This is a genomic window from Paraburkholderia sp. GAS448 (genome assembly GCF_050435685.1).
Lineage (GTDB): Bacteria > Pseudomonadota > Gammaproteobacteria > Burkholderiales > Burkholderiaceae > Paraburkholderia.
In genome coordinates this window covers 65,110-89,206 of sequence record NZ_JBNDKT010000021.1, presented here as the reverse complement: position 1 = coordinate 89,206, position 24,097 = coordinate 65,110, and the positions used below count along the sequence as shown (strand labels likewise).

General features: G+C 60.7%; 27 protein-coding genes. 8 read left to right on the top strand and 19 right to left on the bottom strand.

Annotated features, from left to right (window positions below; genetic code table 11):
- Window positions 1–84: 84 nt before the first annotated feature.
- Both P3T23_RS30595 and P3T23_RS30590 read left to right on the top strand, forming a co-directional pair.
- A complete protein-coding gene (locus P3T23_RS30595; protein WP_429319826.1) occupies window positions 85–1,095 on the top strand; it encodes a beta-propeller fold lactonase family protein in 1,011 nt (336 codons plus the stop codon).
- A 47-nt stretch (window positions 1,096–1,142) separates the two neighbouring features.
- On the top strand, window positions 1,143–2,141 hold the full coding sequence (locus tag P3T23_RS30590; RefSeq protein WP_429319825.1) for a sterol desaturase family protein: 999 nt from the start codon (window positions 1,143–1,145) through the stop codon (window positions 2,139–2,141).
- A 48-nt stretch (window positions 2,142–2,189) separates the two neighbouring features.
- On the opposite strand, the gene P3T23_RS30585 is transcribed toward P3T23_RS30590, so the two are convergent.
- The 7 genes from P3T23_RS30585 to P3T23_RS30555 all read right to left on the bottom strand — a co-directional run bounded on the left by P3T23_RS30585 (window position 2,190) and on the right by P3T23_RS30555 (window position 8,722).
- Window positions 2,190–2,666 carry a hypothetical protein gene (locus P3T23_RS30585; RefSeq protein WP_429319824.1) on the bottom strand — a complete coding sequence of 159 codons (477 nt, stop codon included), beginning with the start codon at window positions 2,664–2,666 and terminating at the stop codon, window positions 2,190–2,192.
- Between the two features lie 271 nt (window positions 2,667–2,937).
- Window positions 2,938–4,506, bottom strand: coding sequence for a threonine ammonia-lyase, biosynthetic (ilvA, locus tag P3T23_RS30580; RefSeq protein ID WP_429319823.1), 1,569 nt, complete (start codon window positions 4,504–4,506; stop codon window positions 2,938–2,940).
- Between the two features lie 236 nt (window positions 4,507–4,742).
- Window positions 4,743–5,129 (bottom strand): DUF2917 domain-containing protein, encoded by a 387-nt coding sequence (locus tag P3T23_RS30575; RefSeq protein ID WP_429319822.1) that lies wholly within the window; start codon window positions 5,127–5,129, stop codon window positions 4,743–4,745.
- Between the two features lie 488 nt (window positions 5,130–5,617).
- Window positions 5,618–6,010, bottom strand: coding sequence for a GFA family protein (locus P3T23_RS30570; RefSeq protein WP_429319886.1), 393 nt, complete (start codon window positions 6,008–6,010; stop codon window positions 5,618–5,620).
- A gap of 164 nt (window positions 6,011–6,174) precedes the next feature.
- The gene (locus P3T23_RS30565) at window positions 6,175–7,620 is read right to left on the bottom strand and encodes an NAD-dependent succinate-semialdehyde dehydrogenase (protein WP_429319821.1); all 1,446 of its coding nucleotides are present in this window, start codon (window positions 7,618–7,620) and stop codon (window positions 6,175–6,177) included.
- A 254-nt stretch (window positions 7,621–7,874) separates the two neighbouring features.
- Entirely contained in the window at window positions 7,875–8,252 is a 378-nt protein-coding gene (locus tag P3T23_RS30560) for a hypothetical protein (protein ID WP_429319820.1), read from the bottom strand.
- Between the two features lie 164 nt (window positions 8,253–8,416).
- The gene (locus P3T23_RS30555) at window positions 8,417–8,722 is read right to left on the bottom strand and encodes a panthothenate synthetase (RefSeq protein ID WP_429319819.1); all 306 of its coding nucleotides are present in this window, start codon (window positions 8,720–8,722) and stop codon (window positions 8,417–8,419) included.
- 517 nt (window positions 8,723–9,239) lie between these two features.
- On the opposite strand from P3T23_RS30555, the gene P3T23_RS30550 reads away from it, so the two are divergent.
- A complete protein-coding gene (locus P3T23_RS30550) occupies window positions 9,240–10,469 on the top strand; it encodes an ATP-binding protein (RefSeq protein ID WP_429319818.1) in 1,230 nt (409 codons plus the stop codon).
- A gap of 554 nt (window positions 10,470–11,023) precedes the next feature.
- Window positions 11,024–11,806 carry an ABC transporter substrate-binding protein gene (locus tag P3T23_RS30545; protein ID WP_429319817.1) on the top strand — a complete coding sequence of 261 codons (783 nt, stop codon included), beginning with the start codon at window positions 11,024–11,026 and terminating at the stop codon, window positions 11,804–11,806.
- A gap of 175 nt (window positions 11,807–11,981) precedes the next feature.
- Here P3T23_RS30545 and P3T23_RS30540 read toward each other — a convergent pair whose 3' ends face one another.
- The 5 genes from P3T23_RS30540 to P3T23_RS30520 form a co-directional block, all read right to left on the bottom strand.
- Window positions 11,982–12,131 carry a hypothetical protein gene (locus P3T23_RS30540; RefSeq protein ID WP_429319816.1) on the bottom strand — a complete coding sequence of 50 codons (150 nt, stop codon included), beginning with the start codon at window positions 12,129–12,131 and terminating at the stop codon, window positions 11,982–11,984.
- Window positions 12,132–13,124: 993 nt separating this feature from the next.
- A complete protein-coding gene (locus tag P3T23_RS30535; RefSeq protein ID WP_429319815.1) occupies window positions 13,125–13,778 on the bottom strand; it encodes a peroxiredoxin in 654 nt (217 codons plus the stop codon).
- Window positions 13,779–14,262: 484 nt separating this feature from the next.
- Complete coding sequence (locus tag P3T23_RS30530; RefSeq protein ID WP_429319814.1) at window positions 14,263–14,631, bottom strand: phage protein NinX family protein; 369 nt, start codon at window positions 14,629–14,631, stop codon at window positions 14,263–14,265.
- Window positions 14,632–14,858: 227 nt separating this feature from the next.
- Entirely contained in the window at window positions 14,859–15,167 is a 309-nt protein-coding gene (locus P3T23_RS30525; RefSeq protein ID WP_429319813.1) for an acylphosphatase, read from the bottom strand.
- Between the two features lie 187 nt (window positions 15,168–15,354).
- Window positions 15,355–15,510, bottom strand: a complete 156-nt coding sequence (locus P3T23_RS30520) for a hypothetical protein (protein WP_429319812.1) — start codon at window positions 15,508–15,510, stop codon at window positions 15,355–15,357.
- A gap of 319 nt (window positions 15,511–15,829) precedes the next feature.
- Here P3T23_RS30520 and P3T23_RS30515 point away from each other — a divergent pair, with 319 nt between their 5' ends.
- From P3T23_RS30515 to P3T23_RS30505, 3 genes are all read left to right on the top strand, one after another.
- Window positions 15,830–17,407, top strand: a complete 1,578-nt coding sequence (locus P3T23_RS30515) for an amino acid adenylation domain-containing protein (protein WP_429319811.1) — start codon at window positions 15,830–15,832, stop codon at window positions 17,405–17,407.
- Between the two features lie 86 nt (window positions 17,408–17,493).
- The gene (locus P3T23_RS30510; protein WP_429319810.1) at window positions 17,494–17,772 is read left to right on the top strand and encodes an acyl carrier protein; all 279 of its coding nucleotides are present in this window, start codon (window positions 17,494–17,496) and stop codon (window positions 17,770–17,772) included.
- A gap of 2 nt (window positions 17,773–17,774) precedes the next feature.
- A complete protein-coding gene (locus tag P3T23_RS30505; protein WP_429319809.1) occupies window positions 17,775–19,628 on the top strand; it encodes an alpha/beta fold hydrolase in 1,854 nt (617 codons plus the stop codon).
- 5 nt (window positions 19,629–19,633) lie between these two features.
- Here P3T23_RS30505 and P3T23_RS30500 read toward each other — a convergent pair whose 3' ends face one another.
- The 6 genes from P3T23_RS30500 to P3T23_RS30475 all read right to left on the bottom strand — a co-directional run bounded on the left by P3T23_RS30500 (window position 19,634) and on the right by P3T23_RS30475 (window position 22,501).
- Window positions 19,634–20,371, bottom strand: a complete 738-nt coding sequence (locus P3T23_RS30500; protein ID WP_429319808.1) for a DUF6875 domain-containing protein — start codon at window positions 20,369–20,371, stop codon at window positions 19,634–19,636.
- A gap of 351 nt (window positions 20,372–20,722) precedes the next feature.
- Window positions 20,723–20,944, bottom strand: a complete 222-nt coding sequence (locus P3T23_RS30495; RefSeq protein WP_429319807.1) for a hypothetical protein — start codon at window positions 20,942–20,944, stop codon at window positions 20,723–20,725.
- A gap of 140 nt (window positions 20,945–21,084) precedes the next feature.
- On the bottom strand, window positions 21,085–21,270 hold the full coding sequence (locus P3T23_RS30490; protein ID WP_429319806.1) for a DUF7706 family protein: 186 nt from the start codon (window positions 21,268–21,270) through the stop codon (window positions 21,085–21,087).
- 22 nt (window positions 21,271–21,292) lie between these two features.
- Window positions 21,293–21,634, bottom strand: a complete 342-nt coding sequence (locus P3T23_RS30485) for a DUF3876 domain-containing protein (RefSeq protein ID WP_429319805.1) — start codon at window positions 21,632–21,634, stop codon at window positions 21,293–21,295.
- 30 nt (window positions 21,635–21,664) lie between these two features.
- A complete protein-coding gene (locus P3T23_RS30480) occupies window positions 21,665–22,093 on the bottom strand; it encodes a hypothetical protein (RefSeq protein WP_429319804.1) in 429 nt (142 codons plus the stop codon).
- Window positions 22,094–22,216: 123 nt separating this feature from the next.
- Window positions 22,217–22,501 (bottom strand): DUF4148 domain-containing protein, encoded by a 285-nt coding sequence (locus tag P3T23_RS30475; RefSeq protein WP_429319803.1) that lies wholly within the window; start codon window positions 22,499–22,501, stop codon window positions 22,217–22,219.
- 147 nt (window positions 22,502–22,648) lie between these two features.
- Here P3T23_RS30475 and P3T23_RS30470 point away from each other — a divergent pair, with 147 nt between their 5' ends.
- Entirely contained in the window at window positions 22,649–23,632 is a 984-nt protein-coding gene (locus P3T23_RS30470) for a serine hydrolase (protein ID WP_429319802.1), read from the top strand.
- A gap of 98 nt (window positions 23,633–23,730) precedes the next feature.
- Here the strand turns inward: P3T23_RS30470 and P3T23_RS30465 are convergent, their stop codons facing one another.
- Window positions 23,731–24,009, bottom strand: coding sequence for a hypothetical protein (locus tag P3T23_RS30465; protein WP_429319801.1), 279 nt, complete (start codon window positions 24,007–24,009; stop codon window positions 23,731–23,733).
- Between the last annotated feature and the right edge of the window lie 88 nt (window positions 24,010–24,097).

The window sequence follows — 24,097 nt, the reverse complement described above, 5'->3', positions numbered from 1 at the left end:
GCAGACATCCCCTCCGTCGGCTTCCTTACAGCTTCCGACGCCAGGCTTTCGTTCGCCTGGCTTCTTTGCGCGCAATCTTTCAAAATGCCTGAATTACCCATCATTTCAGCTACAAGATCCAGCCTGCTCACAGCCTTTTTCGTTGCATCGACCTGCGTCGGTTCCGCACACGCCGCTGACCGGATCATCGTGCTCGATTCGGGCGAAGCTCAATTGACCCTGATCGATCAGGCGACTCACAAAGTGGTCGGCACCGAGCCGACCGGCAAGGAGCCGCATCACCTGATGATCACACCGGACGGCCACTCGCTGATCGTCGCGGATTCGGTCTCGAACGATCTGATGTTCGTCGACCCGCACACCGGCCAGCTTCAGCGACGCATCGATAACATCGAAGATCCCTATCAGCTGGGCTTTTCTCCGGACCACAAGTGGTTCGTGACGGCGGGCTTGCGTCTGGACCGCATCGACATCTACCGGTACGACGGTCATGACCTCACGCTCGCTGCGCGCGTCCCGCTCGCGAAAACGCCGAGCCACATGACGTTCTCATCCGACAGCCGCACGGTGTTCATCACGTTGCAGGACACCGGCGAACTCGCCGCCATCGATCTGCCCACGCAAACCGTCCTGTGGAAGATGCCGGTCGGCAACACGCCGGCCGGGCTCTGGATGACGCCAGGCGATCGCTATCTGCTCGTCGGCATGACGGGCGAAGACGACGTGGCCGTCGTCGACTGGCACAGCCGGCAAGTGGTGAAAAGAATCCAGACGGGGCGCGGCGCGCACAACTTCCGCAATCTCGACGACGGCTCGCACGTCGCCGTCACCAATCGCGTCGACAGTACGATCAGCATCCTCGACTACAACACCCTGACCAAAGTCGGCGACATCACCGGACTGATGCCTGGGCCGGACGACATGGAACTATCGGCCGATCGCCGCTATCTATGGGTGACGTTCCGGTTCGCGAAGCATGTCGGTGTGATCGATATGACCACGCACAAGCTGGTCCAGACGATTGCAGTCGGCCGCTCGCCGCACGGCCTGTACTTCGCCGAACGGGCGCCGGTCGTCGCGCCGAATCCGGACTGAAGAGCAAACCCGATGCCTCGCATGACCCGCTTTCAAAGAGACTTCTGATGATTCACGAAATCCTCGCCCAGCTCGACAACGGTATCTCGGCGCTGCAGACGCTGCTGTATGTCGATGTCGTGCAACCCTTTTTCTACCGCGTCGGTTTGATGGGGTACGACGAAGATACGTACGACGCGCTTTACTGGGTGATCATCGGCGCGCTGCAGGTCATCGTGACGTATCTCGCGTTGCGGCCGCTCGAGGCGCTGCGGCCCGCCGAAACATGGCGCGACCGCAAGGCGCTGCGCGCCGACGTGATCGACACCTGGATCGCCAAACTGGGCATCATCAACACCGCGTTCTTTTTCATGCTGCAGCCGTTGTTCAACCACTGGCAGAGCCTGATGGTCATCCACAACGTGCCCAACATCGATCTCGACAGCATCGGGCCCGGCGTGACGGACCAGCCGGTCGTGTCGTTCCTGATCTATCTCGTCGTGCTCGATTTCGCGGGCTACTGGTATCACCGGTGGCAGCATCGCTTCGGCGTGTGGTGGGAACTGCATGCCGTGCATCACAGCCAGCAGCAGATGTCGCTATGGGCCGACGATCGTAACCACTTTCTCGACGACATCATCCAGGCAGCGTTCTTCGCGGCTATCTCGCTCTTCATCGGCGTGCAGCCGACCCAGTTCGTCGTGCTGGTGGCAGTCGGCAATTTCATGCAGAGCGTCCAGCATGTGAACGCCCGGCTGCCTTATGGATGGCTGCTCGAACGTCTGATCGTCAGCCCGATTTTCCATCGGCGGCATCATGCGGTCGGCTATGGCCACGAGGGCACCCGCTATGGCTGCAATTTCGGCGTGCTGTTTCCGTGGTGGGACATGATCTTTCGCACCGCCTCGTGGGACAGGACGGTGGAGCCAACTGGTATCCGTGACCAGTTGCCCGCGCCGCATGGCGTGGGGCGCGCCTATGGACAGGGTCTGCTGGCGCAGCAATGGCTCGCGTTCGGGCGGATCGTCGAGCGCGTGCGCGGACGCCGGACGTATGGAAGCGCGTAAAGCTGAATTTCCCGGCAGCGGGGACAGAAGAGACTAATACCGCGCGAATCACGCCGCGGTGCGCATACCCGACGCACGGGCGCCCGACATGCTGACGCCCTGCTCCATCTTCTCGTTCGATCTGGCGACGACGTGAAACGGCGCTTCACGGAGTTGCTGCTCGTGCAGCGTCAACAGGTCGGCGAGCAATTCGAACGTCGCGTCGTCCAGGCACCAGTTGCCGGTCTGCGCAGCCATCCGGTGGCTGCGATCCAGCGCGTCCTGAACTTCCATCAAACCGTCGATATGGGCCTCGCCGTAGCCTGCGTCGAATAGGTGGCAGGACACCACGACAACCCGCGCCATCGTCACAAAATGGTGCAGATCGCCGCGTCCCTGACGCAGACTGGCCAAAGCCATGTGATAGTCGATCAGCAGAGCGCTCACCACCTCATCGGGGAGCGGCAGCAATCGCGTACTGGCCGCTACCTGGCTGGCGACGCGGCGCTTCTTGCCTGAAGACGATACCGGACTGGAGTGGGACATCATAGTTTCGCCGTGTGAAGACACCCCCTATAACGGTACAAACTACGCGAGACTTCAATTTTTTTTGTGGGTCCCGCGGGACAAGGCTCCAGCCCCCCGCGAACCGTATCCGGGCCTTACTGTTGATCGTGGCGGCGGCCGTCGTTCCACGCGCCGGCCTCGGGCAATGACGCTGTGACGTTGCCGTGGCAAGCCATAAAAGGCTTACATAGCACTTTCGCCATCCGCGAGTGCTCATCGTCTGTGAACGGCGGTCTTCCCGGCCGGTCTGTCAGGCAAGGAACAGCCGGTAGACCGGATTCGCGCTTTCTTCCCAGTACGGATAGCCGAGTGTCGTGAGAAAACGGGCGAATTCGCCGTCTTCCGTGCCGGGCACCTGAATGCCGACCAGGATCGAGCTGTAGTCCGCGCCCTGGTTGCGGTAGTGGAACAGGCTGATATTCCAGTCCGGCGCCATCGACGACAGGAACTTCATCAGCGCGCCCGGCCGCTCCGGGAATTCGAAGCGGAACAGCCGCTCGTCGTGCGCGAGCGGCGAACGGCCCCCCACCATGTAGCGGATATGCTGCTTCGACAGTTCGTCGTTCGTCAGGTCGACGGTGGCGAAGCCGTGCGCCTCGAACGCCTTCGCGATCTCCGCCGGTTCGCCGCGATTGCGGATCTGTACGCCCACAAAGATGTGCGCCGAACGCGCATCGGCGATCCGGTAGTTGAATTCGGTGACGCTGCGCGTGCCGACCACATCGCAGAAGCGCCTGAAGCTGCCGCGCTCCTCGGGGATCGTCACGGCGAACACCGCTTCGCGGGCCTCGCCCACTTCGGCACGCTCGGCGACAAAGCGCATCCGGTCGAAATTCATGTTCGCGCCCGAGGTGACCGCGATCAGCGTCTGGTTTTCGATGCCTTCGCGTTCCGTGTACTGCTTGGCGCCCGCCACCGCCAGCGCGCCCGCCGGTTCGAGCACGCTGCGGGTGTCCTGGAAGACGTCCTTGATCGCGGCGCACAGGGCGTCGGTATTCACCAGCAGCACTTCGTCGAGATACGCGCGGCACAGCCGGAAGGTTTCCTCGCCGACCAGTTTCACCGCGGTGCCGTCCGAAAAGAGGCCCACCTCGTTCAGCGCGATGCGCTCCCCGGCTTTCAGCGACTGCGCCATCGCGCAGGAATCCTCGGTCTGCACGCCGATCACCCTGATCTCGGGCCGCACCGCCTTGACGTAAGCGGCCACGCCCGCCGCGAAGCCACCACCGCCGATCGGCACGAAGATCGCATGGATCGGGCCCTGATGCTGACTCAGGATTTCCATCGCCACGGTGCCCTGGCCGGCGATCACGTACGGATCGTCGAACGGGTGGACGAAGGCGAGGCCGCGCTCCTCCTGAAGCTTCACGGCATGCGCGTAGGCGTCGCTATACGATTCGCCGGCCTGCACGACTTCGACCGTCGGGCCGCCGTGGGCGCGCACCGCGTCGACCTTCACCTGCGGCGTCGTCACCGGCACCACGATGATCGCCTTCACGCCAAGCCGTGCCGCCGACAGCGCCACGCCCTGCGCATGGTTGCCCGCCGAGGCGGTGATCACGCCGCGCTCGAGCGCGTCGGCCGGCAAATTCACCATCTTGTTGTAGGCGCCGCGCAGCTTGAACGAGAAAACCGGCTGATTGTCCTCGCGCTTCAGGTACACCGGATTGCGTAGCCGCGCCGACAGATTCGGTGCATGTTCGAGCTCCGTCTCGCGGGCCACATCATAGACGCGGGCGGTCAGGGTTTTCTTCAGATAGTCGTTCTGCTGGATCACGCTCTCGCTTTCGACAGCGTGTCTGGTCTGGTGTGCCGGCATGGCAAGCTCCTGGGTGGTCTTCATGCATCCAGGAGGCGGAAACAAAAAACCCGCCTCTTGGGGCGGGTTTCGGTCACTACCATCAGACGCGCGCTAACCCACCATTCGTTGAATGGTGCTAATAATCAGCGCGATCAGGATTGCGTGGTAGTTCATGGCATCAAGCTTCATCCACATGGAAGATTTTGTCAATCCCCGTGGCGACATGCCCGGATAACAGGACCCAATACCTGCATTCATCGCGAACGCGGAACAGACAGATCAAACAGCCGTTCCGCCCACCGGGAAATCCAGCGACTGACTGCGTTATACCGCTCGATGTATTCGCTGGTGAGCGTCACTTCGGCCACTTCGTCGCCGTCTGGGCTCAGCCAGATACGCTCGCCACGCTGCAACCGGATGACATCTCCCGGCTGGACCCAGTAGTCGTAGGGAGAGAAAACGCGCGTGAGCCATACACGTGTGGCACGAACGCGGATTTCGGAATCCGCGTCCAGACGCAGCGAAACGGTCCGCCCCGGCATGAGCGCGAAGTGGATTACCCTTCTCGGCAACCGGTTCGCTTCGCGCGAATCGCATCCGGTTAAATCGGGACAAACGGACTGCTGGCTTGCACGATCCATCTTCTTCTCCGTCAATAGAGCCGACAGACGGAAAAGGCACATAAAACAAAAAGGCCCCATCCGTTTCCGGCGAGGCCTTGTGATTTGCGATTTTGAAGATTGCTAACGCACACACGCCCCCGATGACACGCCCCATACGGCGTTCATTCGGTGTTTTGTGATGGCGATAATGTTGAGCGATTGCATGCAATAACTATGTATTAGGCTGAATCGCCTGTCAATATAAAAATCCTTTCCGGGTATTCCGCGCGATCGTTATAACAGGCGCAATACTATGCAAATTAGATTTGTTCAGTCTGGGTAAAACGTGCGAGTGGTGTTATCACGCAGCGACCCTATGCGCGAGAGTCTGGTATTCGACACGCTATAGCATTTCCATCCGGATATAGAGCAGCATTCGCTCAATCAGACTCGAGGTCTTGTGGCGCGATGCGTGCTGAGCCGAACTGCAAGGCGGTGTCCGGCTATTGCGTTCGTGTGCAGGCTCTTCAAGGAAACTCGTCGTATTGAGGCAATTGATCCGTGATCGTGAACCACGGCGCCTTGGAGCCGACGAAGATATGTGCGGTGGGGCGAATAGCCGGGTTATCGACGAGCGTCCCAAGCGTGACGTGCACGAACGCGCCCTCCCGAACCACCGAATACATCAAGGATCCGCATGTCTTGCAATGAACATCGTGAGCGGCTCGCTCGTCGCCGAAGATCAACAGGTTGTCGCCGCCTCGAGTCAGGCTCAGTTTGTGATGCTCGATTCCGGCGAAAGGCTTGAATGCCGAGCCGGTTGCGCGGCGGCAATTCGAGCAATGGCAGTTCAGCGCATAGACAAACTCGTCTTTCACAGCGTAGTGCACCGCTCCGCACAGGCATTTGCCGGCGAGCATCCGACCCGCTTCTGTCTCGGAGAATGGGTTCACAGGCGGCTCATCACTAAATGGACAAACGGTCGGACCATGAGGCGCGCCCCCTCTGAATGAGCGGGCGCGCCAGCACGATCTGCAGCACGCTCAACAACGTGCTGGTTGACACCAGGTCGGTCGCGGCTTTGTCATACCGCCATGATCGACACAGCCTTGGTCACGAGATACGCTTCCATCGCCTCCGGACCGCCCTCGGACCCGTAACCGGAATCCTTGACCCCGCCGAACGGCATTTCCGGCGACGGCGTCGCGGGCTGGTTGATCCACAGCATGCCAACCTCCATCTGCTGCGACAACAGATGGACATTGCGGAAGGACCGGGTGAACGCATAGCCGGCAAGCCCGTACGGCAGACGATTGGCCTCGGCGATCGCGTCTTCCAGCTTGTCGAAGCCGCGGATCGCCGCGACCGGTCCGAACGGCTCGTTGTTGAACACATCGGCTTCCAGCGACACGTTCGTCAGCACCGTAGGCGCGAAGAAGTTGCCCGCCGTGCCCACGCGCTCACCACCGGTCGCGACCGTGGCGCCGGTCGCGCGTGCGTCGCTGACAACCTTGTCCATCGCGGAAAGACGTCGCGCATTGGCGAGTGGCCCGAGCGTGGTGCCCTCGGTCAGACCATCGCCCAGCTTCAGGCTTTCCGCGTGCTTCACGAGCGCCGCGGCGAATTCTTCACGGATGCTGTTGTGCACGAGGAAGCGTGTCGGCGAAATACAGACCTGCCCCGCGTTACGGAACTTCGCGCCGCCCGCCGCCTTGACGGCGAGCGCCACGTCGGCGTCTTCGGCCACGATGACGGGCGCGTGCCCCCCCAGTTCCATGGTCGCGCGTTTCATGTGCGCGCCAGCCAGTGCCGCCAGCTGCTTGCCGACCGGCGTCGAGCCGGTGAACGTCACCTTGCGGATGACCGGATGCGGAATCAGATAGCTGGAAATCTCAGCCGGGTCGCCGAACACGAGGCCGACCGTACCGGCCGGCACGCCTGCATCGACGAACGCCTGCAGCAGGCCCGCAGGCGAAGCCGGTGTTTCCTCCGGCGCCTTCACGAGGAACGAGCAACCGCTCGCGAGAGCGGCGCTCAATTTGCGCACGATCTGGTTGACCGGGAAATTCCACGGCGTGAACGCCGCCACGGGGCCGATCGGCTCCTTGAGCACCTGTTGCTGCGCAGACAGATTGCGCGACGGCACGATCCGGCCGTAGACACGGCGCCCTTCGTCGGCGAACCATTCGATGATGTCGGCCGCGGCCAGCACCTCGACGCGCGCTTCCGCGAAGGGCTTGCCCTGCTCCTGCGTCATCAGGCGCGCGATGCCCTCGGCACGCTCACGCACGAAGCCCGCAGCCTTGCGCATCGTCGCCGCGCGTTCGTTGGCCGGAATCCTGCGCCAGGCCTCGAAGCCCTTTTGCGCGGCGGCCAGTGCCCGATCCAGATCGACAATACTGGCGTGCGCAACCTTGCCGATCGCCTGACCGGTTGCCGGATTGATGACGTCGATGGTTTTACCGCTCGCAGCGTCGCACCACTCGCCGTTGATCAAGAGTCGGGTATCTGTATAGCTCGATGTGACCATGTTGTGTTCCTGATAGTTGGAGGACGACAGGCCGCCATCGGCTTACGGGCGGCCTTCAATGAACTGCCGATAGTGTCGATCTTATCCGATTGCGCGAAAGCGCATCGACAGCGGGATCGGCGCGGCGAGCCTCGGTGCATCCGTTCCCAACCCGCCAGGACGCGTCACAGGCCTCGCTACCCCGCCTGCAAGCCCCTTGCGCTTCACCCACAACCGGAAGAACCATCGAGACCGGACGCACACGACGACATGCGCTAGTTGGGCCGCAACGATTCCTGCTCGTGCTGCACACGGTCGAGCACGTTAGCGATGATTTTCTGAAGGTCAAGAAGGCTTTGACGCGGCATCCCGAACGAAAGCCAGCCAAAGCCGGGATGACGAAGATGAAGCGCGCATCCGTCGATGAGCGACTCGTGCGCGACGTACCAGCGCGGGTCGAGAATGGCAGTCCGCGGTCCTGTCGGATTGCTCATGGCGACCGCCGGCTGCATCTTGTCCCGCTGCTGCGCCAGCGTCCGGGCGAGCACTTCCACACCGTTCGCGTCCATGAGGTAGGGGCCGTGCGGCAGCGATAGCACGAGTTGATGCGATCCGTCGGTCGTGAGCTTCAGATCCAGCCTGAGTTCAGACATTCTCTCTTTCCGGTTTCTACGTCTGTGCGAAGCCGGTGATTTTGCCATTCACGCCGTTGTAGCCAGACGAAATTCATCTTTCCGCTGCTTACCGGTCCTTCAACGGCGCCGCGGGCGCCTTTCCCGTTATCGGTCAGCGCTTTAGCCGCGATGACAGCCGCTGCTCATTGCCACCTGGAGCCCAGTTTGTCCAGTCCGGCTTTCTGAAGATCCTCCGGAGTCATCGCAATGCGTAACTCGCACTCGGCATCGAACATCAGAAACCAGGGCTCGGCAAGCCTTGGAATGTCGGCCGCCGAAGCGACTTCGACAACGACAACGGCTCCGCGGGCACCATCCTGCTCGGTGAAATAGATCGACTCGGGCCTGCAGTCCTCGATGATCCGCCCGACCACGTCTCCCGCGGTTCCATCGCGCACGAGACTGTTAAAGGGCTCATTCGGGATCCGGACGTTGAGCAGCATACGCATGACGTGCCTCCTGTTCGACGGCGCAGACCCTCCGACGGAGGCTCGTATGCGCCGCCCAAACAAGCATAGGTTCTTTTCCTGTCACGCGTCCGGAGAAACGCTGCAGCGGTGCGGCATGAAACGCCCGTGTTGCCCCCATCCGGTTCAGGCGCGGGCCGGCAGAGACGGATACATCCGCGGAAACCCAGGCCGACCTTCGTTGCCGGTCTGCGGTTGCGCGCCCCGAAAGCGACAACGCGCCCGCCTGCCTGTGAATCCGGTCAGCGGAACAAAAGGAAAGATTTGGTAAGGACTTGCACTTCCCGGCGCATGTTCACAGGTTTTATAGTCACGAGCTTTGCGATGATGTGCTGGCGACGCTCTCCAACCAGACCGGCTGCGGCCACGTCGATTCTTTTTACTTGTTAACGGACATCGCCTGGGATTCTTTAGCCTCGTGACATTTTAATTTCACGTCCGGCTCGCCCGGGATGCGCGATCGGCACCGCCCTCCCCTCAACGATGGAAAGAGGAACCGTTGGACACCTTGTTCAAAAATCTGATTCTGCTTTCGATAGTGACGTTGCTGGTATCGGGCGCGGGTTGCCTCACGCAGGTTGCGGCGCAATCTTCCGGCTACGACGACCGGGATACGCCAGGTGCTGTTTTCACGCTGGACTCCACCCAGCATTCCCTGGGAAACTCCCTTGCCCTTCCCTCGTCCGTATTCCGGCCGGCGGTGGCGGTCGCGCCGGTGGTGGCAAAGCCGGACGTTGTCGTCCGGCCGAAACTGGTCGACCTGCGGGAACACGCCATCGAAGGGCCGGCAACAGGAATCACCGGTGAAGTCTCCGCACAACCTTTACCGCCTGTGCAGCCCAGTTTCAGGGACGGTCCACTGCAGTTCATGACATCCCTCGATTCTCCGTTCGAGCCCCGCCTCGTTTTTTTGACGTGGGCGGAACTCCTCGCTCTCGCGTTCCTGGGTACCCGGCTCATGCGGCGCCCCCTCGCGGACGTGACGCGCACAGCGTGCGAGTACAGGAATGGCCGACAGCTGACCGTGCTTCCCGAGCAGGGACTCGGCGAGTTGCGTCAGTTGGTCAGGACGTTCAACGAGATGCTCCGTCGCCGCCATGAGGCGGCCGAGGATCAATCCGTCGCCATAGTAGGGCTTACGCGGTATATGAAGTTCCGGACCGCGCGTCTGCGTACCCGTGCGCTCGGCATTGCCGAATGGCACAAGCGGGTCGCCTTCGTCGAAGACATCGACTCGTTTTCGACCATTGCGCAGCAATTTCTCGACGTAGTCGGGCAGTCCGGTGCAGACCAGCAGACCGTGCCCGTGGACGCGTTCCTGCGCGACCGGTTCTCGTTCACCAGTGTGATGGACAAAGCGTGGTTCGCCCTCGACCTGAGGGCCGGCCCGCAGTTCGCCATGCCGCGCACGCTGCTCGAACGCCTCATGGCCAATCTCGTCGACAACGCACTCGCGCACGGGGCGCCTCCGATCGAGATCAGTACATCGAGGGATCCCGACGGATGGCTTCTCAGCGTGCGCGACCATGGCGCCGGAATCCAGGCGGACGAGCTATCCAACGCGACAAGGCCGTTCGTTCGTCTGCGCGGCAAAGAGGGCAGCGACCGCCACTGGGGTCTCGGTCTCGCCATCGTTGCGAAACTGTCGCGGAGCTGCGGAGCGCGCCTTTCCGTGGACAATCATCCGGACGGAGGCCTTCGGGTGCAATTGGTCTTGCCGGAGTCGTAGCGGAATCCTCTCGTATCAGCCCCTTCGTGTTCTCTGAGGCTAAAACCGCGCAGGTTCGCACCCCCCATTTGATTCGGATAACTTATTTTCCTGGGCGTTCTTTTTGAGGCCCGGCCGCAGACGTTGACTGGATCGCAGACAAGGGCGACCGTCAGGAGGGGTCGGGTCGGCCAGGTTCCAGGATCGCTGATTGAATCAGGGGAAAACGACGAGCGAGCGTGTCCCAAAACACGGCCTCGCCCAGTATTGCGTATGCCGGCACCGCCGCAAGTAGCTGCTTTTCGCGCTCTGCGAGGGGCGCAAGGCATCACGCGACGTCCGCTCGGACGAAATGCTCAAGGGTTCGGCGATACCCGGGCCTCATGATCGACGATGTATATTTTTGTCCATTCTAGACTTTTATTTTATTTTTGGCCTATAGTCCCAATGCGGATGCCCCGCCAGAGAGGGGCCCCGTCCGGGCGAGCAATGCTGTTTCGGTCGCTGGCTTCCGGTGCGCAATCCTCACGAATTACCGTTCTGAACTGGACAGACCACACCAAGGAGCGAATTAGATGAAGAAACTGATTGCAGCCGTTTCGGTTACCCTGCTTGCCGTATCGGCAGGCGCAGCCCACGCGAAGGATTGGACCACCATCCGCTTCGGTACCGACGCGACCTATGCACCGTTCGAATCGAAGGCAGCTGATGGCAAGCTTGTCGGTTTCGACATTGATCTCGGCAATGAAATCTGCGCGCGCCTGAAAGCGAAGTGTGTGTGGTCCGAAAACGACTTTGACGGGATGATCCCGGCCCTGAAGGCCAAGAAGTTCGATGCGGTGCTGTCGTCGATGTCCATCACGCCGCAACGCGCCGAGCAGATCGCCTTCTCGACGAAAATCTACAACCAGCCGACACGCCTCGTCGTAAAGAAGGGTTCGACGATCCTGCCGACCACGGAATCGCTGAAAGGCAAGTCGGTGGGGGTCGAACAGGGCACCACCCAGGAAACTTACGCGAAGACCTTCTGGGCGCCGAAGGGCGCAAACGTCGTGTCATACCAGAATCAGGATCAGGTCTATTCCGATCTTCTGTCGGGTCGTCTGGATGCGACGCTGCAAGACGAAGTGCAGGCTGACCTGGGCTTTCTGAAGACGCCGCGCGGCGCGGGCTACCAGTTCGTCGGCGAAGAACTGGTCGACGAGAAGGTGCTCGGCATCGGCGCCGGCATCGGTCTGCGCAAGGACGACCCCGATCTGAAGACAAAGATCGATAAGGCCATCGCGGATATGCTCAAGGACGGCACCTACAGGAAGCTCGCAGCTAAGTACTTCGACTTCGATATTTACGGCGGCTGATGGGATGTGCGGGGACCCTGCCCTGCACACGATGGCCTGGTAAGGCTGCGCGCGGTGCTGCGATAAAACGCGAGCTGCGCGCGCTCTTCACCTGCGCCGACACGCGGCTGCGCAACCACAGCGCATAGGTGCGCGGTACTAAACGTGCAAGCTTCGTGGAACGTCGGCGGCCACTCTATCTGCTCGCCTGCGGGCCAGCACCGGGGCGGTTGCGCTGGCGTTCCCGTTGCCGTCGCGCACGGACCACGCTGACGGCGATCAAGACGATCACAAGCAACGTCAATTCGATGAACGCAGGGATCTGGATAACAGGATCGGCAAACACGGCGAGCCTCCAGGACACGGCATGCGGCCATCTTACACCGCTCTCTCCCTTCAGAAACGCACCGTTCCGACGGCTATCGGACGATGCTATCCCGGTCCGCTCTCAAACCACGCGTACTTCGATGTTTTCAACGCGCGGGTGGCGCTTCGTTTCTGACCCTGGATTCCATTCTGGACAGTCGACTATCATGGGTGTATCGCATCGCTTGAACGACCCGTTTGTTAGATATGACGAATACAGGCAAGGTGCTGATCACGGGCGTGTTCCTGGCTGGATTGGGATTCGCCTCTTACCTGCTGTTCCCAAAAGGTGAACCGTCGACGACGGAAACCGGCTCCGTGATGAGCGGCTCAGCAACAACGACAACGCCCGGCCCTGGAGTGGGTGACGCGCATGTCGCCACGGGAACGGTGGTTCACGCAGTACCGAATATCGGAAACACTGACGACATCGAAACGCCACCGCCGCCGTCGCCGGCCAGGGCCTTGGCACCTGAACCCGGTCTGCCAGCCAGGCACCTTGCGAGACAACCTCAACCAGAAGCACTGCCGCATCAACAGCCGGCTCGTAGGCTCGGGTCAGCTGACGTCGAGGAGTCCTTCGGTTCAAAGGCAGGCCCGGTGTCGCGCGTCGAGCGTGAGCGTGACGGTCTGCGTCGACACGGCTCGAACCAGGTCTCGACGGCGATGACGGACGAACTGGTCAGGGAGTCTGCCAAACTCGATCCGTCGCTGCCGCCGCCGGACCTACACGGCCGGGACAGCCCGGATCGCCGCGGCTCGAATCCGGTCGCTGCGGCCATGACGGACCAACTGATCCGGGATTCCACAAGAATCAATCGAACACCTCAGCAGCCGAACAGACCCGCATCGCAGTAAGCCCGTGACCCGCAAAGACTCGCATCCATTCGTATGACCACGGATTGCGCGCACCATCAGGACAGGCGCCGGACCCAGGTTGCCCGGCGCTTCGCGGCTTCGCTTGATGAAGGCGTTACCTCGGTTGTGCCACGTACCGCAGGTACGGTTTCAAGGTCTTGAAACCCTGCGGATATTTCTGCTTTGCGTCATCGTCCGAAACGGATGTCGGAATGATGACGTCTTCGCCCGGTTTCCAGTTCACCGGTGTCGCCACTGTGTGTTTCGCGTTCAGTTGCAGCGAATCGAGCAGACGCAACACCTCGTCGAAGTTGCGGCCTGCGCTCATCGGATACACGAGCATGGCCTTCACCTTCTTGTCGGGCCCGATGAGGAACACCGAGCGCACCGTCGCGTTGTCCGCTGCGGTACGCGCACCGCCTGCTGCGTTCGGGTGGATCATGTCGTAGAGCTTCGCGACCGTCAGGTCCGCATCGCCGATCAACGGGTAGTTGATTGCGTGTCCCTGCGTCTCCTCGATATCCTTCATCCATTTCTGGTGGTCGCTGACGGGATCGACGCTGAGTCCAATAACTCTGGTGTTGCGCTTGTCGAATTCCGGCTTGAGCCCAGCCATGTACCCGAGCTCGGTGGTGCAAACGGGCGTGAAATCCTTCGGATGCGAGAACAGGATTACCCAATGGTCCCCTATCCATTCGTGAAAACGGATCGTCCCTTCGGTGGTTTCGGCGGTGAAATCGGGAGCTTCTTCTCCTAATCGAATCGACATCTTCATCCTCCATGGGGTGGGTGCGCCAGGGTGCTATTGCTGCTGTGCGAGCAACGGACTCTGGCTGGTTTGAAGCAGGGTCAGGATATTGGTTTTCGTGAAAGGTCGACCTCTGCCCGTTGGAGCTGTATCACGCGGGAGGATCCGCTGCGAACGCAGCGAATCCAGAAGCCACCCCAACAGCAGTGATGCGGCACAAACACGAAAACGCACAACAGATCGCTGCATATAGCGTAGACCAAAATAAGACTTTCACCGGCCCCGTCGCGCAGAGCGACTCTATCTACCACTGTGGGGATACGTTCGTATCCGCTTCCGGGGGATGAAACCCTCATTTCGGCACGATCCAGATTCAGATTTTCCGCTTTGCCCGGGTGAACGCTCGCTGCACCGCAATAACCATGGCTTCCTTCTTCTTCCAGCCAGAGCAGCAGCGTGTACGAGCCTTTAAGCGGTCGCCGCTCATCAGAGGTGATGCGCTTATCTACGCCGTGTCAGACACCTCCTCGCCAAACTTGCTGGACACAAAGCAACGCATGACGGCTACGAGTGGAGTCGGGCCCGTCTGTCGGAATCGTTCCCCTGAAACGGTGTCACCGTCGATCTTGAACGCGGACGCCAATTGATCGTCCCGGTGCGGCACAAAGGCGATGCGCTCGCGCTCGATGATCGGACCGGCGGTCGCCCAATCCGCCGACGGTGAGAATGCTGCCTCGAGCGTGCCGGCGGGATCACCATCGCACGCGGGCTCCTCGACCCAACAAAAACCATCGTCGACGCGAGGATTCAGCAAATCCGCAGCGCGAGCAACCCAGTAGTCGAGCAGCTCTCCTTCCAGTTCAGCCACTTTCATTTTCTCTCCTTGAGTCTCTCCGAACCGTCGCCAATCCAGATCGCCCGAACCCGGAACGCGCATCCCCGATCTGGCTACGCGTGCACCTGTTCCCGCGAGATCATTGTAGGGCCATCGACCTTGCGACTTGCCAGCAGCAACGTGGCAATCGGGCTCCTCGAGCAACGGGCGCCGGTTTGGCGGCCGGTGAAGGCGAACTGTCTTTCCATATGACAATTCGTCGGTTGCTACAGCGTGGGCAAGCGCTGAAACTGGTCAAAGCGGGGAAAGGGAGGCTGCATTTCGGTTACTTCGAGTTGCTCGACGAGCGCTGCGGACATCCCTTCGCCTAGCCATGCGCACATCTCGGCAAGCTGCGCCGGCGACCCTTGCAGCATGACCTCCACTGAACCGTCCATGCGATTGCGTACCCAACCGGTGACGCTCAGCGCATCGGCACGGCGTACGCAGGCTTCCCGATAGCCTATGCCTTGCACGAGACCACACACCGTGACCAGCCGGGTCTCGAGCATTCCTTCATCGTCGTCTGCTTCCATACCGCTCTCCCGCAGCGTGTTGACGCAGCCTCGCGTTTCAATGCGATGGCTCGGCTGCCATTGCGTGCTTGCGCATCGTCTCCCACAGGCTCTTCCGCGAAATGCAAGAGGCGTGGGCGGTTTCGGCCGGGTGGCCCTGGTGCTGCAATAGCGCGGCGCGGATGCACACGTTTTCGCACGCAGCCATTTAGCCGTCGAGCGGAGTATCGATATCCAGCACCGCTGCCGCCAGAGCTCCGTCTTCCTCGACTGCTCGATATACGGCGAAGGCGATCTTGATAGTATCGCCGCCAACCTCGCGCCACACGACAATTCCGTTCGCCGTTTGCAGTCTTTGCTGCAAGCCTCGCTCCTGCTCCCCCAAATCTGATGATTCCGTTCAATGACATCAGCGTTGCGCTTCAGTCTGGAAACCGCCCAACCAACTGAAAAGGTTGCGAGCGGTATCGCACAGAGACCCGTGGGTTGAAACGCTACGCTTCTTCGCAAGCCTTCAACGGGGGGGCTTGAAGCTTACTGGAGGAGACAGGATTGACCCGCCCGGCTGTCGGCAGCGAACGTTTCCTCGGCGATTCGTCGACGGATGACGGGATGGCATGCCGCTGACACCGTTAGTGCTTGCGGCGGGTCGCTGTCTCCCCTGGAACGATCGAGGCCGTCAGATGTTGCAATCCTTCTTCTTCGATTCTGCCGCGAGCCAGTCGCACAGCCCCGCGTTATGGGTCGATCAGCGTCTTTACAGCTACGGCGAAATCGAAACCAGGGCGCGTCGCGTGTCTGCGGGACTGGCAGCGGTTGCACGGACCAGCGACGCCCGCCGATGTTTGCTGTTTGCGCATCGCAGCGTCGCCGCCTATGTTGGCGTGCTGGGAATTCTCGACGCCGGTATGGCCTATGTGCCGCTCAGCCCAAAGATGCCGGCTACGCGGATCGCCGCCATCATCGAGCAGTCCGGTGCGCCGTTGATGCTGATCGATCGGCGTTGTGCCGCGTCGCTTGATGAAGTGCTGTCCTTGCTCGACGAACGCCCGCAGATCTTCCTGCTCGACGAAGACGCGGATGATCCACATCTGCCCTCCGTTGCCGCCACTCTGTCGTCGTTGCCAGCCGCGCCGTATGTGCAACACCAGGGCACCGTGCACGACGTCGCTTACGTACTCTTTACCTCTGGCTCGACGGGCGCGCCGAAGGGCGTGCCGATCACGCATGCGAACGCCGATGCGTATGTGACGGGCCAATTGCAACTGGCCGAGAAAGTGCGCGATGCGCGCTATGTGCAGTTCTGCGAGCTGAGCTTCGATCCGTCCGTGCACGACATGTTCGTCTGCTGGGCGAACGGCGGCTGCCTGTACGTGCCGCACACCGTCGATCCTGTCTATAACGCGGACTTCATCAAGCGTCACGAGATTACACACTGGAACAGCGTGCCGTCCGCGGCCGGCTTCATGCAGCAAATGCGCAAGCTGACGCCGGGTGCCTTCCCAAGTGTTCGAATGTCGCTGTTCGGCGGCGAGCCGTTGCCTCGCTCGCTGGCGCTGGCGTGGATGCGGGCCGCGCCGAACAGCCGGGTCCTGCACATGTACGGGCCGACCGAAGCGACCGTCGCCTGCACGTGCTTCGAGGTCACCGCCGGATTCCTCGACGATCCGCAGCACACGGTCATGCCGCTCGGCTGGGCGCTTCCTGGGGTGGAACTGATGATCGTGGATGCCGGGCTCGAACCGGTCGCCGCGCAGCAGACGGGCGAGTTGCTGATCGGTGGCCCGCAGCTTGCCGGCGGCTATCTGTCGCCTGACGAAGCCGGCAATAGCAGGTTCGTGGCGAAGACTTATCCGGGCCGGCGCGGGCAACGCTGGTATCGAAGCTGCGACGCCGCGCGCGCAACGACGCAACACGGAATCGTGTTTCAGGGACGTCTCGATACGCAGGTCAAGATTCGCGGCAACCGGGTCGAGCTGGAAGAAGTCGAACATGTCGTGCAAGCGTGCAGCCATGCTGCGCTGTGCGCGGTGATCCCGTGGCCGCTCGATGAAGTCGGGCGAGCCACCGGCCTCGTCGCCTTCGTGACAAACGCCCGGGTTGAGATCGCGCTGGTTCTGCGGGCGTGCCGGCAACGCTTGCCGGTCTACGCGGTGCCGCAACGGATCGTTGCCATCGATGCGTTCCCGCTTAACGTGAACGGGAAAATCGACAGAATGGCCCTCGCCGGACAGTGCGCACGCGGCGAGGTTGCCGCCTGAGGTTTGTGCCAGATCCCGGCAAGGAATAGCCAGCCATCGCCGCGCATGAGTGCATTGATACCAAAATGAGCCTTAAAGGGGAGCCAATGAAAGCCGATTTGCGCCGCGTTCTTGCGGAAACCGCATGCCTCGACGTGCCGGTCGAAACCTTGAGCGACACCGACAACCTTTACGCCGCTGGACTATCTTCGCTCGGCACGGTCCGTTTGATGCTGGCCGTTGAAGACGTATTGGGCATAGAAATACCGGGAGAGTTGATTACGTTCGACCTGTTTCAATGTATCGATTCGCTCACGAGCGGGCTCGCACCGCTCGTGCGTGAGGAGTCGGTGGCGGGCCGGCAGTATGCGGCTGCGCGGCGATAGCCATGACAGGCAATCCTGCGATGAGGCCGGTCACCTTTGGTGGCTGTTACGGGTCGCTGCACCTGCCGGCACGCGGCGGGGCCACGACGGGCATGGTGCTGTGCAGCCCGTTCGGCTACGACGCGCTATGCGTGCACCGCGGCTGGCGCGACTTTGCAGAAGCACTGACGGTGGCGGGCGGTATTCCCGTTCTGCGCTTCGACTATCCGGGAGCCGGCGATTCGGACGGCAACGAGGAAGACCCGCAGCGCTTTCGCACATGGATCGACAGCATCAAGGCTGCGGCGGAGTATCTGCGGGCTGCGACCGGCATAACACGCGTGATCTTGTGCGGCTTGCGTCTGGGGGCGACGTTGGCAGTCCTCGCGGCCGAAGAACTGGGCGGCGTCGATAGCCTGGTTTTGATGGCGCCCGTCATCGCTGGCAAGCGTTATATACGGGAACTGGGCTTGCAGCATCAGAGCTGGCTCAAGACCCCAAACGGCCGCGAAAGCGCGCAAGCGGATGACATCGGGCGCGCCGTGGGCGCGTTCGGATTTCAGCTGTATGCCGACACGCTCGAGCAACTCGCTGCCGTCGACCTCGTACAGCGCGGGCGGCCCGCCGCGCACCGCGTGCTGCTGCATGACAGTTGCGACAGCCTTTCGATGAATCGGCTGGTCGGGCATTACCGTGGTCACGGTGTGAGCGCGGACGTGCAGATTTTTCCCGAGTACGACAAGTTCCTGGTCGACCCACGGTTCAGCGTGCCGCCTCGGCGGGCCTTCGACAGTGTGCTCGAGTGGCTCGGCTTTCAGTCCGGCACGCCGGCGACGCCGGCGGTGGAGATACTTGCACCGGCCGCCGATGCACGGATCGATTTTGCGGCAGGTCATGAGACACCTGTCGTGTTCGGAGGCGGGCGCTATGTCGGCGTATTCTGCCAGCCGCGCTGCGCGCAGGAGCACGCCCCCGCTGTGCTGCTCGTCAATACGGGCGGCGTTCATCGCGTCGGCGACGGACGGCTTGCCGTCCTGATGGCCCGACGGCTTGCGGGTCAAGGCATCGCCTCGTTACGCATGGACCTGGGCGGCCTCGGCGATAGTCTTCATCACGAAGATTCGCCGACGCTCGAAGCCGTGTACGCCCGTCATTCGGTCACCGACGCGACAGCGGGAGTGGAATGGCTGACGGCGGCCGGATACCCGGAGGTTGTCACGTTTGGCGTCTGCACGGGCGCATACGTCAGTATTCATACGGCGTTAGCGCATCCTCGCGTGGTGGGCTGCATGTCGGTCAACCTGCCGTTTTTCTTTTGGGGGGGCCCGCAAACGAAGCCGGGCGCTCACCATATCGAATCGAGTCGGGTGTACTGGCGTTCGATCCGCAACCCCGAAAAGTGGCTCCGGCTGCTGACCGGCCGGGCAAATGGGCGAGCGATCGCCGTGGAGCTGGGACGCCGCTGGTATGTGCGCCTGACTTCGCTCGCCAGCAGGCCGTTCGAAGGCTGGTTCGGCGTCAACACCTCGACGGGTGCTATCCGCCAACTCATCATGGACCTCGAGCGCAAGGGCGTGCAAACGTCGCTGGTGTACGGGCCGCTCGATGCGGGGCTGGATGAACTGGCGATCCGTTTTGGGCCGAACGGTAGCGAACTCGGAAAGCTGACGAACGTTACGGCAAAGATACTCGCGAGGGTGGATCACGCGTTGTTCTCGCACACAGCGCGTGACGTCGTGATGGCTCATTTCGAGGAATTTTTGCGCGAGAGGATTCTCGATGCCGGGCGCACCGGCGTCTTGCGCGCCCCAGCTGTACACCCGAGTTCGCTGCACCGGATGTCGCTCCAGATCGGTCCGCGCAAAGCGGCCCGATAACCGCGTCAACTTCGACTCGCGATCGCCAGTCGCAACTCTGTAATCCGCTTCTCGATTGCCAGGATCTCGTCTTCGGGCAGGACTGCTCCAACCCATGATTTATAGGTCAATAGTTCGCGAAGACGCACTTCTGCTGGGCTACCGTCTCTATCAATAAACATCGCATCATGAGGCGTTATTGCCCGTACAACAAAAGCTGGCCGGTTACTACGCATCGGCCGGAATGTCCTTGAGTGGACCCCTGCAGTCATGCTCAAAGGATGAAATTCTCCGATCATCAATCCGGCCTCCATGAAAACAGGCTTCACCATCGAATGCGCCTCGTCTATATATTCAGAATATTGCTCTTCTTTCAAGCCATTCAGGAATATGCATATCGAAGATAGTCGTGATTTTCCGGACACATCGGCAAACAGTTTATGATAAAGAGCGGGCAGCCTGTTTAATATCGAAAGGAACGTATCGAATGGTAGTTCTGTTACGTCCCAGACACAAAAAACCAAAGACCCTTCGTCATGAGCTGGCCTGGCGAAAGGACAAACGGCGCCGCGGCGACCCAGTTCAGCGTGCGGTCTCATGATAAAGTCTGCAAGCCAGTTGAGCCCCGATTCAAATACTTTCCTGGTGGATTGGTCCGAGACGGATTTGATGTCTACTGACAGGCATGCCGATCGTCCTATTTTTTCAATTTCCCGATCAAACATCGAGAGGAAATACCTGGAAGCTTCAATATCATTTTTCATGATATAAACCGTCGACTTATTCAGAAATATAGAAAATACGATGTGCCAAGCCTGAGCGGTAAGGAAGCAACGTCTCGATACTCGAAGTTATCTGTCGAAATTGAAAGGATCATGCCTTCGCCACAAAGCTGCATTTAAAGCGATTTGATTTTTACACGACCCTTGCCTGAAGCAGTGTTGGCTGTCGAACAGATCCGACAGTCGATTCGGGCAGAAAGCTCGTCCGCACTGCCCAGGCGTGACACCCGTACGGGCTTGTTGAATATTTGCGATGTGTTCCGCTGTGATTCGACGTTCGGGTTGCCGCAACCGACAAGACGCGACCTGCGCCGAGACAGGGCCCGCGTGATTTCAGCTCCCATACTCGTTAAGCACTTTGCGAGCCAGAGCGCGCGCGGCATTTCGCGCCTCAACCTCCCGCGCAAAGTCCTCTTCAGTGTGATGCAGCTGGGCCGACTCCGGATCATCACCTATGCGGCGCAGGTACACGAATCCGCGGTAGCGGCCAGTCACAGTCTTGATCACGCGGACGCGCGCTACATGCGTATGAGTTGCATAGACTTCGTCATCCATGGCGCGCTCCCAGCCAACTACAAGGAGATCGTGGTACGAGCAAATACTCTCTCTCGCCGAGCGGAGCGATGGTGCGAACTGCACGACACTCGCACGCACGACGGGTTTCCGTCATGGCTTAACGCGGTGCGAAGCCACTTTCAGCGAGCACCTTTTGCAGCATCGAAAGATGCGTCCCGCGTCAGACACGCTTCGTCATCGTGGATGCCGTTGCCCCGCATTTCGCTCCATCCAATGCGCTTCTCGACTTGCGCCAGTGCGAGTCCTTTGGCCTCGGTCGACTGCGATTCGCCCGTGCCGTGAGGCGTTTGTACGATCAGTGTCAACGTGTCTCTTACAGTGAACACGTCACTTGACACGGGTCAGCTCTGCGCTTCCGTCCATCGTTGGCATCATGAGCGTGTCGTGTTGCCTGTCATAGCCGATATTTGCATTACCGAACGCAGTGCCCACCTGCAACATTCCCTTCTGATAGGTAGCAGGAATCTTGACAGTCTTCATTCCACCCCCAAAGAAGTTAGGCGCCGTGTCGGTTATGATAAAACCGTCACCGTTTCTGCTTATTTCAACTGTCTCCTTGCGCTTCGCATTCTCCCATTTACCGATAAACTGGTCGCCGTCCTTGTTACCGCAACCGCCAAGGATCGCGAGCACTGCGACAGACAGCGTGACAACGGTCCCTCGTTTCATTTGATTCCCTACCGATTGGATAAACGTCGGTCAATGTGGCTGTCCAAGGCAAGCGTCAGCGACGTCGACAATCGGCTCGCTGTCGCGATGAGCTTCATAAAAGCGGTCGACGCATCTGATCTGAAAGAAGGTCCACCACGTTCCAGGCGGATCGTGACCCAGCCACATGACCGTGGCCGCGGCCTTTGTCCGAAGTCCCCATCGCTGCCAGTCAGAGCCTGTCGGCGACAGCAGGCCTTGCTTGTCCGTGTACAGGTTCAGGTCCAGGCCGTATCGCTTCAGGTATGGCGGGTTAAGGAGATCCTCGATAGCAGGCTTTTCGCCACGGGAAATTCGTGCGTTTTCTACTGCCTCTTCCAGACGGAAATCGCTAATGGCACGGCTGATCACTGACAGCTCGAACAGCAGCGTTGCGCCAATTGCCAGGCACGTAACGCCTGTGCAGAGCACGAGCGCCACAAGAGCGCGCCTTCCGCTTATCGATATCCGTGACACCGTCGATCTCCCATCGACTGCTTTTCCGCCCTCCGCCAGTCGATTGGTTGATGGTGTGAGCGGTCGAAGCGATCTGGTTATCCGCCGTCAATTGCCGGGGACGCCCGACTGCGACGAACCGCGGTTCGCAGGAACGTAACTGGTTTGGCCCGGCGCCGCGCCACTCTGCGCAGCGACGCGCGCATGCGCGGCGCGGATGTCTTCCGGATAGTTGGCGTTACGACGGACGGGATTGCAGCGGGTCCTTTCGAGTTGCATCAGTTCTGCTTTCACCTGTTCCCGCGGGACGGTCGAACTGGATTGCTGAGCGAACGATACGGCCGGTGCCGCCAGAACCGGGACGGTAAAGACTGCATCGAGCAAACATCTCATGACCGCTGATCTCCAGCGACAGAATCTGTCTTCCTGCCCACATACATTTCTGCGGTTAACAACTACAGTTTAGTTGTTAGGGACGATTCTGCACGTTGGACCCGTAATCGCCTGTTCGCCTGATTGCAGTCCCAGGGTGTGATTGACATGAAGAAACTCGCCGGCGTGCTGCTTCTCGCCTCCGCACCGCTCGTGACGTCCGCCGGGACGCCACTTCTCTATTCCCACAGCGCGCTCGTGTACGACGTCGGGCGCAGCGAAGTCCTGCTGGAAAAGAATCCTGACGAAGTCAGGCCCGTCGCCTCGCTCACCAAGCTGATGACGGCCATGGTCGTGCTGGACGAAGCGCAGGCATTGGGGGAAACACTGACCATCGACAATGCCGATATCGATCGGCTCAAACATACGAGTTCGCGTATCCCGGTCGGTGCTGCGCTCGAACGCGAGGAGATGCTGCGCCTTGCGCTGATGTCGTCTGAGAACCGCGCGGCCTCCGCGCTATCGCGCGCGTTTCCGGGCGGTCAGCCTGCCTTCATCCGGGAGATGAACCACAAGGCGCGCGAGCTGCACATGGCCAACACGCACTTCGACGATCCAACAGGGCTGTCACCAGACAACTTCTCCACCGCGCGTGATGTCGTGAAAATGGCGGATGCCGCGTCGCACTATCCGTTGATCGGCGCATTCACGACACTTCCGCGCTACGAGGAGGCAATCGGCAGCAGAACGAGGTTCTATCGGAACACCGACCCGATAGTCGATCAGCCGGATTGGGACCTTCAGCTCGCGAAGACCGGTTATACCGACGAGGCAGAACGCTGCATCGTGGTCGAAACCAACATGCCGAACGGTCCGCTGATTATTGCGCTCCTCGGCGCGCGATCTTCCCGGGCGCGTTCGGCGGATCTGGTCGCGATTCGCCGCTGGCTGAATGGCGACGACACGCCCGTCGTCATGCCGGGCCTGTATTACGCGGGCACGCAGCATCATCACCATCGAATGCTCGCCCAATCGCATCGCGTCAAGGTGACGCTCGCCGCGTACCGGGCTGGATCGCTTTCCAGCGCACATCGGCCGAACGCCAAGCATCCTGGTGGCACGCGGCCCCACCGTACGCCGGTCATCGGATAACGCTCATGAAGCCCGGCGGCTACGTTGCCCCCAGAGCGTCCCGCCGAGCCCTTCCCAGCCGCGCATGTCCGACCTGGGAACGGTTAATGGAGCCAGTCCTATCGAAACGTTTTCGGGTCAATCGGCGGACGCTTGCCGTCGACGATCGCCTTCGCTTCGTCAATCGCCGCGTTCAACGCCCAGTCTTCCCGACGATACCCCTCTTCCACGAGGCATTGAACGGGAAGTTGCATGGGTCGCTCTGTATCAAATTCGCGAGGAATAAGCACGAAACCGTTAAATCCGAATATCTTCAGGTGCTCTCCCCCGACGCCGTGTTTCGCAAGCGTTTGAACCTGGTACTTAAATCCGTTGTACATGTTCTCAGCGTGGGCCATTTCAATCTCCATCGTCATTTTGGAGGACGCGCAGCATGAACGTTGACACGAACGAGCTGCGTGAGATCGCCGAACGTTCGACGCCGGA